This is a genomic window from Variovorax sp. Soil_C_17, assembly GCF_057657265.1.
Genome location: NZ_JBDGIT010000004.1, coordinates 26,433 through 38,337 on the forward strand (window position 1 = coordinate 26,433; position 11,905 = coordinate 38,337).

At 66.2% G+C, this 11,905-nt stretch carries 12 protein-coding genes and 2 pseudogenes; 3 read left to right on the forward strand and 11 right to left on the reverse strand.

Going from position 1 to position 11,905, the window contains the following annotated elements:
* Nucleotides 1–70: 70 nt before the first annotated feature.
* Nucleotides 71–1,021 carry a LysR family transcriptional regulator gene (locus AC3A6Y_RS20140; RefSeq protein ID WP_487870501.1) on the forward strand — a complete coding sequence of 317 codons (951 nt, stop codon included), beginning with the start codon at nucleotides 71–73 and terminating at the stop codon, nucleotides 1,019–1,021.
* Between the two features lie 132 nt (nucleotides 1,022–1,153).
* Here AC3A6Y_RS20140 and AC3A6Y_RS20145 read toward each other — a convergent pair whose 3' ends face one another.
* On the reverse strand, nucleotides 1,154–1,486 hold the full coding sequence (locus tag AC3A6Y_RS20145) for a hypothetical protein (protein WP_487870001.1): 333 nt from the start codon (nucleotides 1,484–1,486) through the stop codon (nucleotides 1,154–1,156).
* Nucleotides 1,483–2,437 (reverse strand): annotated as a pseudogene (locus tag AC3A6Y_RS20150) (DEAD/DEAH box helicase). The gene AC3A6Y_RS20145 and the pseudogene AC3A6Y_RS20150 overlap by 4 nt, the downstream one beginning before the upstream one ends.
* Nucleotides 2,438–2,444: 7 nt before the next feature.
* Between AC3A6Y_RS20150 and AC3A6Y_RS20155 the strand changes: the two are divergent.
* Together AC3A6Y_RS20155 and AC3A6Y_RS20160 are read left to right on the forward strand one after the other, a co-directional pair.
* Nucleotides 2,445–2,828 carry a translation initiation factor Sui1 gene (locus AC3A6Y_RS20155; protein ID WP_487870002.1) on the forward strand — a complete coding sequence of 128 codons (384 nt, stop codon included), beginning with the start codon at nucleotides 2,445–2,447 and terminating at the stop codon, nucleotides 2,826–2,828.
* A gap of 5 nt (nucleotides 2,829–2,833) precedes the next feature.
* Nucleotides 2,834–3,085: a DUF3820 family protein gene (locus AC3A6Y_RS20160; protein WP_487870502.1), complete on the forward strand. Its 252-nt coding sequence runs from the start codon at nucleotides 2,834–2,836 to the stop codon at nucleotides 3,083–3,085.
* Nucleotides 3,086–3,151: 66 nt separating this feature from the next.
* Here the strand turns inward: AC3A6Y_RS20160 and AC3A6Y_RS20165 are convergent.
* From AC3A6Y_RS20165 to AC3A6Y_RS20205, 9 genes and pseudogenes are all read right to left on the reverse strand, one after another.
* Nucleotides 3,152–3,339 (reverse strand): annotated as a pseudogene (locus tag AC3A6Y_RS20165) (transposase); the annotation flags it as partial.
* Nucleotides 3,340–3,507: 168 nt separating this feature from the next.
* On the reverse strand, nucleotides 3,508–4,506 hold the full coding sequence (locus tag AC3A6Y_RS20170; protein ID WP_487870003.1) for an NAD-dependent epimerase/dehydratase family protein: 999 nt from the start codon (nucleotides 4,504–4,506) through the stop codon (nucleotides 3,508–3,510).
* Nucleotides 4,503–5,705, reverse strand: coding sequence for a glycine C-acetyltransferase (gene kbl / locus AC3A6Y_RS20175; protein WP_487870004.1), 1,203 nt, complete (start codon nucleotides 5,703–5,705; stop codon nucleotides 4,503–4,505). The genes AC3A6Y_RS20170 and kbl overlap by 4 nt, the downstream gene beginning before the upstream one ends.
* Before the next feature lie 20 nt (nucleotides 5,706–5,725).
* Complete coding sequence (locus AC3A6Y_RS20180; RefSeq protein WP_487870005.1) at nucleotides 5,726–6,679, reverse strand: homoserine kinase; 954 nt, start codon at nucleotides 6,677–6,679, stop codon at nucleotides 5,726–5,728.
* Nucleotides 6,680–6,685: 6 nt separating this feature from the next.
* A complete protein-coding gene (gene thrC, locus AC3A6Y_RS20185; protein WP_487870006.1) occupies nucleotides 6,686–8,080 on the reverse strand; it encodes a threonine synthase in 1,395 nt (464 codons plus the stop codon).
* On the reverse strand, nucleotides 8,080–9,255 hold the full coding sequence (locus AC3A6Y_RS20190; protein ID WP_487870007.1) for an amidohydrolase: 1,176 nt from the start codon (nucleotides 9,253–9,255) through the stop codon (nucleotides 8,080–8,082). The genes thrC and AC3A6Y_RS20190 overlap by 1 nt, the downstream gene beginning before the upstream one ends.
* Before the next feature lie 3 nt (nucleotides 9,256–9,258).
* Nucleotides 9,259–10,185: a 2-hydroxyacid dehydrogenase gene (locus AC3A6Y_RS20195; protein ID WP_487870008.1), complete on the reverse strand. Its 927-nt coding sequence runs from the start codon at nucleotides 10,183–10,185 to the stop codon at nucleotides 9,259–9,261.
* A gap of 2 nt (nucleotides 10,186–10,187) precedes the next feature.
* The gene (locus tag AC3A6Y_RS20200) at nucleotides 10,188–10,544 is read right to left on the reverse strand and encodes a cupin domain-containing protein (protein WP_487870009.1); all 357 of its coding nucleotides are present in this window, start codon (nucleotides 10,542–10,544) and stop codon (nucleotides 10,188–10,190) included.
* 30 nt (nucleotides 10,545–10,574) lie between these two features.
* Entirely contained in the window at nucleotides 10,575–11,903 is a 1,329-nt protein-coding gene (locus AC3A6Y_RS20205) for an NAD(P)/FAD-dependent oxidoreductase (RefSeq protein WP_487870010.1), read from the reverse strand.
* Between the last annotated feature and the right edge of the window lie 2 nt (nucleotides 11,904–11,905).

Below are 11,905 nucleotides of genomic sequence, written 5' to 3' on the forward strand. Positions count from 1 at the left end.
ACCTCCATGTTGCATATCTCATGACCACAATGGTCTACATTCCGTTTTGAAATGGAGACGGCACATGGACATGGATGACGACACCGAAGACGGCACGGCCCTTCTGAGCATCAAGCTCCTGCGCCTCTTCGAGCTGCTCTACAGTACGAACAGCGTGACGCGCGCAGGTGAGGCCATGGGCCAGAGCCAGCCGACGGTGAGCAACTGGCTGAACCGATTGCGCAAGCAATTGGGTGATGAGCTTTTTGTGCGGACCGCCGCCGGCATGCAGGCTACGCCGCGCGCGGAGGAGTTGATCGTGCCGGTGCGAGAGGCGTTGGCCGCACTTCGTCGCGTGGCCGCGCCGGCCGAAGCTTTCAACCCCTCAAGCGCCACCAGGCGCTTTCGCATCTGCATGACCGATGCGAGCCACATCACGTTGCTGCCGCGCTTGCTGGCGCACGTCCGTGCCGTGGCGCCCGGCGTTCGCCTCGAAGCCGCGCGCATCGACGACCAAACCGGGCAGGCGCTGCAATCCGGCCAGGCCGACCTCGCGATCGGCCTGGTGCCCTGGCTGGAGTCGGGCTTCTATCAACAGGTGCTGTATCCGCAGGACTGGGTGTGCCTCGTGAACGCACGCCATCCGCGCATCGGCGCCAAGGGCGTTGGTCTGCGCGACTACAAGGCCGAGGCGCATATCGGCATCGTCGGGGGCACCGGCGTCCAGTTGCTGGAGGCGGCATTGGGGCGCCACGCGGTCGAGCGGCGCATCCTGCTGGAGCTGCCCGGATTCCTCGGGCTGGCGGCGATCGTATCGACGACCGACCTTGTCGCGACCGTTCCGAGGCATATCGGCGAGACGCTGGCGAGTTTGGGTTCCAGAGCCTTGACTGTCTACGACTGTCCGGTACCGGTGCCGCCCTTTACCGTCAAGCAGCACTGGCACGCCCGCTACCACCAGGATCCGGCCAATCGCTGGCTGCGCGCCCTGTGCGAGGAACTCTTCGCGGCCAAGCCGTTGAAGGCCAGGCCGCGAAAGTAGTTGCTCGTGCGAGCCGCGCGCGGGGCCGGCACACTCAGCTCCGATGCCGTGTGGTTCTCCGGACGCCGCTGGCAAGATCGCGAACGAGGACGCTGCCGTGGACACAAAATCGACAGACTCCGCGTCAGATGGTCAGTTTTCGATCGGCGGTAACACCGACTCACCGAACTGCGCGCGGAAGGCCTCGCAGAACGCCGGCGACCCGCTCAACGTGAAGCTGTAGCTCTGCCGCAGCCCGCTGCGATCCTCCTCCTCCACCACCTGCAGATCGGCATCCCACGCCCCGCCCTCCTCCACCGGCCCACGCAGTCCCGCAAAGTGAGCCTCGGCCCAGGCCAGCACCTGCGCGATCTCGGCCTCGACGGCGGCTGCACGCGCCGGCGCCACCGAGGTCATTGCGTCGAACACGCCGGTGTCGTCTGTGCCCTCGCTGTAATCGAAGTCGAGCCAGCGCAGCGCGGTCATGGCTTAAGGATGGCGGCTGCTGCGGCCGCAGCCGCGCGCAGCTCGTCCTTCTTGGACGGCCGGCTGCCCTTGATGCCGCCGTTGGCGGGCGACCCGGTTGCTTGCACCGTCGCCGCCACCTCCACCGGCTCGAAGCCCGCGATGCGCTCGCGCGACACGCTCAGGCCCTGGCGCTTCTCGATCAGGCGGAAATGCGCCTCGCTGTCGGCCGGGATGAAGCTCAGGGCCAGCCCGCTTTCACCGGCGCGGCCGGTGCGGCCGATGCGGTGCACGTAGTCGGTGGCCGAGCGCGGCAGATCATAGTTCACCACCACGGGCAGTTGCGCGATGTCGATGCCGCGCGCGGCCAGGTCGGTCGCCACCACCACCCGCACGCGGCTGGCTTTGAAATCGGCCACCACCTGGGTGCGCTTGCCCTGGCTCAGCACGCCGTGGAAGGGCTCCGCATCGAAAGCCCAGGTCGAGCAGGCGGTCGGCTTCGTCGAGCACCAGTGCGGCCACGCTGGGGAGCTTGAGCGCGTTGTGCTCGACCAGGTCGAGCAGGCGCCCCGGCGTGGCCACGACGATGTCGGCGCCGCCGCGCAGCGCCATCATCTGCGGGTTGACCGACACGCCACCGAACAGCACCGCGATCTTCGGCCGTTCGTGCAGGTGCTGGCCCAGCAGGCGCAGTGTTTCGCCGACCTGCGCGGCCAGCTCGCGCGTGGGCACCAGCACCAGCGTGTGCACCGTGCGGCGAGACCTGTGCCGCGGCGCCGCGGCCCAGCGCTGCAACAGGGCCAACGAAAATGCAGCCGTCTTGCCCGAACCGGTTTGCGCCAGGCCCAGCACGTCCTGCCCGCGCAGCGCGGCAGGGATGGCGGCCGACTGGACCGGAGTGGGCATGAAATACCCGGCGTCGGTGGCGGCGCGCACGAGGGCCGGCACGAGGCCGAGCGTTGTAAATGGCATGAGGGCGATGATGACAGTGAAGAAGCAAGGCACCGAAGGCAGCAGCAGCCGCCTGGTGTATTCGACCGAAACCGGCCGCGTCTGCCCCGATTGTGGCCAGCTGGTGGCGGCCTGCGTCTGCAAGCGGACCCGCAAGGAGGTGCCGGCCGGTGACGGCATTGTCCGCATATCGTTCGACACCAAGGGCCGCAAGGGCAAGGGCGTGACCGTGATCAAGGGCGCAGCGCTGGACGCGGCCGCGCTCGCGCAGCTCGGCAAGCAGCTCAAGTCGACCTGCGGCTCGGGCGGCACCACCAAGGACGGCGTGATCGAAATCCAGGGCGACCACCGCGACACGGTGATCGCCGCGCTGCGGAAGCGGGGCATGACGGTCAAGCGCGCGGGCGGTTAGCATCGATGGCGCCCGAAGACCTCGACAAGCTGGTCTCGATGCCCATGCCATTCGGCAAGCATAAGGGTACGGTGATTGCCGACCTGCCCGGCAACTACCTCGCCTGGTTTGCGCGCGAAGGCTTTCCCAGGGGCGCGCAACGGCTCCCAACGTCCCGTGTGACTGCGGAATGCAGCGGTGTACCTTGTGCGAGATACCTCTGTCAGCCGAGCAATGATGTCGACGACATCGTCGCCGCGGCGCATCTGGATCAGTAGGTGTTTGCCGTAGCGGCGAAGTCGGACATGGTCATGCCCCGTGAGACGAGCCGTGTGTAGATGGCAAAACAGCAACTCGATCTGGTTCACCCAACTGGCATGCAACGGGGTGAAATGAAAGACGAGCGCTCACCATATCGAGCATTAAAGCTCTTCCAGACGCCATAGGCGCGGTGCGTGTTCAGGTTGTCCCAAATCACGTGGACGGTGCCATCTGGATAAGTCCGGGCGACTTCCTCCATGAACGGAACGTCGCCGGCGACATCGCGGCGGGGCGGCTCAGGAGGCCTTCCCAGCTGGGACGCGCCGGCAGACGATGTGGTTGCCATGCTGGGCACGCGATTCGGCCGCAGCGCGCGCACCACCGACTTTCTCGCCATGCTGCGCCAATCCCTCGCCGCCGCCGTGGCGAGGGCGACCGCTCAAACCGTGACGCCGGCCTTGCACACCGTCCCCTCGGCCGAGGCTCGGCTGCCTAGCACCCGTGACAGGTTTGCCAGCATCTCGCGCACCAGCCGCGGCAAGTCGAAGTTGTGCCGCCAAACCCAATCGTTGCGAGCGCAGCGGTCGTCGATCGAGTTGGGCCAGCCATTCGCAATGGACTGGCGAAAATCCGGCTCGTACCGGATCTCGAAACCCGGCAGGTGCTTGCGGATTTCCGCCGCGATGTCGCTCGGCATGAAGTTCAGCCCGCCCAGGTTGTAGCTGCCCCGCTCGGTGATCCCCGCGGCGGGAGCTTCCATCAATTCGAGGGTCGCACGCACCGCGTCGTCCATGTACAGCATGGGCAGAGCTTCATCTGGCGCGAGAAAGCAGGTGTAGGGCTCGCCCTTCAAGGCGGAGTGGAAGATGTCGACGGCGTAATCTGTTGTTCCGCCTCCAGGACTCGTCTTCCAGGAAATCAGGCCCGGGTAGCGCAGGCTTCGCACGTCGACACCGTGCTTCTCGAAGTACCATCGACACCAGCCCTCCCCCGCGAGCTTCGAGATGCCGTAGACGGTTCTTGGCTCCATCACGGTCGTCTGCGGTGTGCCATCCCCGGGGGTCGTCGGGCCGAACGCCGCGATGGAACTGGGCCAGAACACCTTGTCCAGCTTGTATCGCCGCGCGGCCTCCAGGACGTTCAGCAAGCCGTCCATGTTGAGCTTCCACGCCCATGCCGGTTGCGTTTCTCCCGTGGCAGAAAGGGCCGCCGCCAGGTGGTAGATCTGAGAGATGCAGTGCTTCTCGACCAGCTCGCCAATCCGCTTGGCGTCAGTCACATCGAGCATCTCATACTGCAGGTCCTCATGCCGGCCGGTCGCGACACGGTCGCTGGCGATGACGTTCTCCGCACCGTAGCGGTCGGCCAGTGCTGCCGTGAGTTCTGTCCCCAGCTGGCCATTGGCGCCGATGACGAGGATTCGAGGTGCGTTGCTCATGCGATCACCCCCAGTTCCTTTCCCGCTTGGGCGAAGGCACGCAGCGCGTCATCCAGTTGCTCGCGCGTGTGCTGCGCGCTGATTTGCACGCGGATGCGGGCTTGGCCCTTGGGCACGACCGGGTAGAAGAAGCCCGTGACGTAGATGCCCAGATCCAGCAGCCGGCGGGCGAACCGTTGCGACAGCTCCGCGTCATAAAGCATCACGGGGATGATCGGGTGGTCACCCGGCTTGAGGTCGAAGTCACGTGCGACGAGGCCCGCGCGGAAATAGCGCGTGTTGTCTTCCAGCCTGTCGCGCAGGCCCGTGTCACCTTCCAGCAGATCGAGCACCCTCAAGGTCGCACCGACGATGGCCGGAGCCAGGCTGTTGGAGAACAGGTAGGGGCGCGAGCGCTGCCGCAGCAGCTGTACCACTTCCCGCTTCGCGCTGGTGAATCCACCCGACGCACCGCCTAGCGCCTTGCCCAGCGTGCCCGTGATGATGTCGATCTTGCCGAATACGTCTCGATACTCGTGGGTGCCACGCCCACGCTTGCCGAGGAAGCCGGTGGCGTGCGAGTCGTCCACCCCCAGGAGCGCACCGAACTCGTCGCAGATCGCTCGAATCTCATCCAGGCGCGCAATGGTTCCGTCCATGGAGAAAACGCCATCGGTGAACACGAGCTTGTACCGCGCCCCAGCTTCGTCCGCAGCCTTCAACTGCGCGCGCAAGTCCTGCAGGTCGTCGTGCCGATATCGAAAGCGTCTCGCCTTGCACAGGCGGATGCCGTCGATGATGGAGGCGTGATTGAGCTCGTCGCTGATGACCGCATCCTCCGGCCCCAGCAAGGTCTCGAACAGGCCGCCATTGGCGTCGAAGGCCGATCCATACAGGATCGTGTCTTCCGTGCCCAGAAAGCGCGAGAGCCGTGCCTCCAGTTCCTTGTGCCCATCCTGCGTCCCGCAAATGAATCGCACGGAGCTCAGCCCGAAGCCACGGGCTTCGAGCGCAGCATGCGCCGCTTCCATCACCCTCGGATCGGACGAAAGGCCGAGGTAGTTGTTGGCGCACAGGTTGATGACTTCACACCCATCAGCTGTCGCGATGCGGTTGCCCTGGGGCGAAGCAATGATGCGTTCGGCCTTCAGCAGGCCTGCAGCCTGGATCTGTTCGAGTTCCTGCCGCAACGCGGCGTAAAAGTCTGTGGTGGTTCCCATTGAAGTCATCCAGTTCGGATCTAGAAAATTTCCGCTTGGCTCGCGGTGTCCACGCGATAGCGCAGAACGCGTGCGAAGTGGCCGGGGTCGTGCGCCTTCAGAACGGCAGCCGGCCGGGGCAAGTGCAGGTCACGCAGTCGCGACAGCCAGAATCGCAGCGCAGCGGCACGCTGCATTGAGGACAGCAGGCGCCGCTCCTGCGGCTGCAGCGGGCGCACGGCTTCGTACGCGGCCACGAATGCGGACTCGCGCGCGGCATCCGGTCCTGCGCCGTCCAAGCACCAGTCGTTCAAGCACACGCCGATGTCGTACAGCCACGCATCGCAACCGGCGAAATAGAAATCGAGGATGCCCGTCAGGCGCTCGCCCTCGAACAGCACGTTGTCGCGAAACAGGTCGCCATGGACCGGTCCGCGCGGCAGTGCCGCGTAGTCTTGGGATGCGGCAATGCGGCTCTGAAAGTCGACCTCGCCCGTGAGCAGTTCGCGCTGGTCTTCGTCGAGGTGTGGGGACACCAAAGAAGCGGTCTCGCCCCACCAGCGCAGCCCACGAAGGTTGGGCTGATACCGGCCATAGTCCCTCGCAGCCAGATGCATGCGCGCGAGCATCGCACCCAAGGCTGCGCAGTGCGCGCTAGAAGGATCCAGTTCGCTCTTGCCTCGCAGCCTGTTCACCACCGCCGCGGGCTTGCCATTCAGACGGTGCAGGATGCGACCCTCACGATCCGGCACCGGATCGGGCACGGGAAGTCCCCGTCCGGCCAGGTGTCGCATCAGATGCAAGTAGAAGGGCAGTTCGTCCACCGCCAGGCGTTCGAATAGCGTCAGCACATACGGGCCGGCATCCGTTGCGACGAAGTAGTTGGTGTTCTCGATGCCGCCGGTGCAGGCAACAAGAGCCCGCAAGTGCCCCAGATCGAGCGTTCGCAGGAAGGCAGCGGCTTCGTCAAAAGAGACTTCGGTGAAGACAGCCATGGCGGTTCAGGCCACATGCCCGGCGATGTAGGCCTTCACCGCCTGCTCATCCGCAGGCAGGACCTGAACGCGCTTGGGTAGGGATTCGAGGCCCAGCAGTTTCGTCGGCCGCTCCGGCTCGCGCCCGAGCGCTTCGCGGATGGCGGCGGCGAACTTGATGGGCAGGGCCGTTTCCAGGACGATCATGGGCACGCCCGGCCGCAGGTGCTCGCGCGCGACCTTCAGGCCGTCGGCTGTGTGCGTGTCGATCATCGTTTCGAAGCGCTCGAACGTGTCGCGGATCGTGGCGATCCGGTCCGCGTGCGTGCTCTTGCCAGAGACAAAGCCGAACTTCGCATCGCTGGCCAGCTCGAAGCGGCCCCTCCTCCGCAGTTCCTCACCGAAGAGCCGCTTGACCGTTGCAGCATCCCGCCTGACAAGATCGAACACGAAGCGCTCGAAGTTGCTGGCCTTGGAAATGTCCATCGACGGGCTGGAGGTCTCGTAGGTGTCGGCGCTGCCGCGGACGCGGTAGATGCCGGTGCGGAAGAACTCGTCTAGCACGTCGTTCTCGTTGGTGGCGAGCACGAGCCTGTCGATCGGCAAGCCCATCATGCGCGCCACGTGGCCAGCGCAGATGTTGCCGAAATTGCCCGACGGCACGGCGAAGCTCACCTTCTCGCCGTCGCTCTTCGTCCCCTGGAAGTAGCCGGCGAAGTAGTAGACCACCTGCGCCACCAGGCGAGCCCAGTTAATCGAGTTGACCGTCCCAATCCGGTAATTGCGCTTGAAGTCCAGGTCGTTGGAAACGGCCTTGACGATGTCCTGGCAATCGTCGAACACACCCTCGATCGCGAGGTTGTGGATATTCGCGTCCTGCAGGCTGAACATCTGGGCCTGCTGGAAGGGGCTCATGCGACCGTGCGGCGAGGTCATGAAGACGCGCACGCCCTTCTTGCCTTTCATCGCGTACTCGGCGGCGCTGCCGGTGTCCCCGGAGGTGGCGCCGAGGATGTTCAGCTCTTCGCCGCGGCGGCCCAGCTCGTACTCGAACAGGTTGCCCAGCAGCTGCATGGCCATGTCCTTGAAGGCCAGCGTGGGGCCATTGGACAGGGCTTCGAGGAACACGCCCTCTTCCAGCTTCTTGAGCGGCACGATGGCCTTGGTGCCGAACACTTCCGCGGTGTAGGTCTTGCGGCAGATGGCGCGCAGGTCGTTCGCGGGGATATCGTCGATGTAAAGCGACAGGATCTCGAAGGCGAGGTCCGCATACGACAGGCCTCGCCACTTCGACAGCTGATCGGGCCTGACCTGCGGATAGTGCTCGGGCAGGTAGAGACCGCCATCGGGCGCCAAGCCCTCCAGCAGGATGTCGCAGAATCGCTTGCGAGCGGGATCGCCCCGCGTGGATAGGTAGAGCATCATCGCTTGGAGGACGAGTCCGTGCCGAGCAGCGCCAGCCGTGCCACAGCCACGAACCAGCGCACGCCGAAGGCCAAGGCGTCGTCGTTGAAATCGTAAGAAGGATGGTGCAGAGGCGCGGGGTTCGCCGCGCCTCGCTGGCCAAGCCACAGGTAGGCTCCCGGCCGCTCCTGCAGCATGAAGGCGAAGTCTTCCGAGGTGAATGCCGGTGCCGCAGCGGTCTGCGCTTCCAGGCCGGCGCAACGCGCCGCTTCCAGGGCGAGCTGCGCGTGGGCGGCGCTGTTGGTGGTGGCAGGGTAGTAGCGCGTGTACTCGACGTCGATGGTGGAGCCGCTCGCGAGTGCCACGCCGACGGCGACATCGCGCACGGCCTTCTCGATCGTGTCCTGCACAGCCACGTTGAAGCTGCGCACGGTGCCGGTCAGCTCGACCGCCGCCGGCAGCACGTTGTGCGACTGGCCACCGCTGATGCGCGTGACCGAGAGCACCGCGTTTTCGGCGGGCGGAACGCGCCTTGCAACGATCGTGTGCAGCTGGGCCACCAGTTCGCCAGCGGCCAGTACCACATCGGGCGTGTTGTGGGGCTGGGCCGCATGTCCGCCGCGCCCCCGCACCACGATGTCGAAGCGATCTGCCGCAGCCATGATGGGCCCGGGCCGCGTCGCCGCCACGCCCAGCGGCAGGTCCGGCCAGTTGTGCACGGCGAACACGGCCTCGCAGGGGAATCGTTCGAAGAGGCCTTCTCGCACCATCTCGCGCGCCCCGCCCCGCCCTTCCTCGGCCGGCTGGAAGATGAAGGCGACGCAGCCCTCGAGCGATTCGTTGCGCGCGAGATGACGTGCGGCGCCAAGCAGCATCGCCGTGTGGCCATCGTGCCCGCATGCATGGTGCCGCCCGGGGAAGCGGCTGATGTGCGCGCGATCTCCCTGTTCCAGGATGGGCAGGGCATCCATGTCGGCGCGCAGCCCGATCATGCGATCCGAGCGTCCCCGGCGCAGGACGCCGACCACGCCCGTGCCACCGATACCCTCGTGCACTTCCAGGCCCGCCTCGCGCAGGGCTGCCGCGACCATGCCGGACGTCCTGCGCTCCTCGAAGGCCAGTTCCGGATGGGCGTGCAGGTCGCGGCGCAGGGCGATCAAGTCGGGGAGGAGATCGTCAATCATGGCGGTCATGGCTCAGTAGCCCTTCTCGCGGTCGACCATGCCCACCAGCGACGCGCCGGCCTCGTGGCGGCGGATGTTCTCCAGCACGAGATCGACCGCCGTCTCGGGCTGGGTCATGCTGGCCACGTGTGGCGTCAACAGGATTCGCGGATGCGACCAGAACGGGTCGTCCACAGGCAGCGGCTCAGGTGCCGTGACATCGACCACTGCGGCGGAGATCCAGCCGCTGTCGAGCGCGTCAAGAAGGGCTTGGTGGTCGAGCTGCGCGCCCCGCCCCGCATGGACCAGAGACGCTCCACGCGGCAACGCACCGAAGAGCTTCGCATCGAGAATGCCGCGCGTTTCATTCGTCAGCGGCAGCAGGCAGACGAGGATGTCGGTAGCCGACAGCATGGCTGGCAGTTCGTCCTCGCCCGCGTAGCAAGCCACGCCCTCGAGCTGGTGGCGTGAGCGGCTCCAGCCGGCCAGCTGGAAGCCGAAGCTGCGAAGTTGCGCAAGCACCGACTGGCCCAGCACGCCCATGCCAAGAACGCTCACTCGCCGTTTGGAGGCAGGGTGGACCCGGTGCGCGGTCCACCTTGCCTGACGCTGCTGCGCGATGTAGGTCGGCAAGTCCCGATGCAGCGCCAGGACGGACATCGTGGCGTACTCCACCATCCCGGCGACGACGCCAGGTTCGGCCAGCCTCACGACAGGCAGCCCCTTCGGAACCTTGCTCAGATCGAATTGGTCCACCCCGGCGCCGGTGGAGAACACCAGTTCCACGTTGGGAAACTGCCGCTCGAAGCCTTCGGGCAGTGTCCACGCGGCCAGGTAGCGCACGCGCTCGGGGTTGCCGGTGTCAGGCCAGATGTGGAACGGCAGGTCCGGCGCCTTGGCGGCGAACAGGCGTGCCCATTCCGCCCCGCGCACGGGGTCGGCTTTGTAGACGAAAGCCATGGCTACTTGTTGTAGACGACCCAGATCTTGCGGGTCGTTTCGATGCAGTGCCACACGCCGGTGAACTCGGGCTTCATGACGAAGGAGTCGCCGGCACGCACCTGCACCGGCGCTTTTCCGTCCTCGGTCACTTCCGATACGCCCGAGAGGATGTAGCAGAACTCCCAGGTGCCGCCCTTGATGGAGCGGTAGGTGCCCGGCGTGGTTTCCCAGACTCCGGCGCGCACCTTTTCGTCGTTCGAGCGGTCGACGTCCCAGTTCTTGAATTGCGCGTTGCCTGCGAGGACGCGTTCGGGCAGCGGCCCGCCTTCGCGCGCGGTGCCCAGGTCGTCGAACTTGAAGAAGGTGAGATTGCTCATGAAGAATGTTCCTGTGCTGATTGCTGCTGCCTAGATGGCGCCGACCTCGACCTTCGAGCCATCGCCGAAGCGGGAATAGCGGAAGGGCGCGGCGTCGATCGCGGGTTGCACGCCCGTGGCCATGCTCGCGGCCACCTGCCCTGCGGCCGGGCCCAAGCCGAAGCCGTGGCCGCTGAACCCGGCGGCAAGCACGAATCCCTTGACGCGATCGATGGGAGAGATGACGGGCACCGCGTCGGGCGTGCTGTCGATGTAGGCGCCCCAGGCCTGGGACACCTTGATGCCGGGCAGCGCAGGATAGAGCCGCTTGAAGCGGTCCACCAGGTAGCGGATCGCCTTGGGGTCCGGCGCGGGATCCAGCACCCGGATCTGCTCGAACGGCGATTTCTCGTCGAACTCCCAGCGGCTGAGCGCTTCGGGTCCGCGGAAGAAGGAGCGTCCGACCCCGATATCGACCGCCTTGAGGCGCTTGATGAACATCGGCATGAACTCGCGTGCGTACCGCAGGCCTTGAGGCGTGAGCTCCAGCGTCCCTTTGCCGCTGATGGCCACGATGTAGCCGCCATCGGGGCGGCGCGTGAGGGTGCATTCCGGCGTCGAGAGCGCTGGTGCGAGACCTTCGATCGGCGGTGTGCGCAGCACGGATGCGCGCACGCTCGCCTGCGGAAACGAGATGCCATGGCGGCGGCAGAATGCGGATGCCCAGGCCCCGCCAGCGCACACCACGGCGCCCGTCCTGATCAGGCCTTGCTCGGTGAACACGCCGCTGACCGCGCCATTGGTGATATCGAGGCCGCGCGCCGCGCAGTCCTGGTGGATGGTGGCCCCGAGAGCACGCGCGCCTTCGGCAATGCCGGGCGCTGCCAGCGCAGGGTCGGCCGTGCCGTCGTCCATGGAGTGCACGCCGCCCAGCCATTTGCGGGCACTGCTGCCCTGCATGACGCTCGCGGCCTCCGCAGCATCGAGCATGCGCGTGCGCACGCCGAACGGCCGTCCGGAGTCTCTGCCCCAGGCTTCCCAGGTGGCGATCTGCTGCGGATCATCGCTGGCGTAGTACAGGCCGCAGCGCCGGAATCCGAGGTCGCGACCGATGTCGCGCGTCATCTCGTCCCATAGGCGCATCGAGAGCCCCGACAGCGGCAGCTCGCGCACGTCGCGGTTCTGCTGGCGGCACCAGCCCCAGTTGCGGCTGGACTGCTCGCCGCCGACGTAGCCTTTTTCCAGGACGGCGACGGACAGCCCACGCTTGGCCAGGAAATAGGCCGTGGAAACGCCGACGATGCCGCCGCCGATCACGACGGCGTCGGCGCGCTCGGGCAGCTTGTCGTCGCTGCGGATGCGAAGGATTGATGGAGACATGA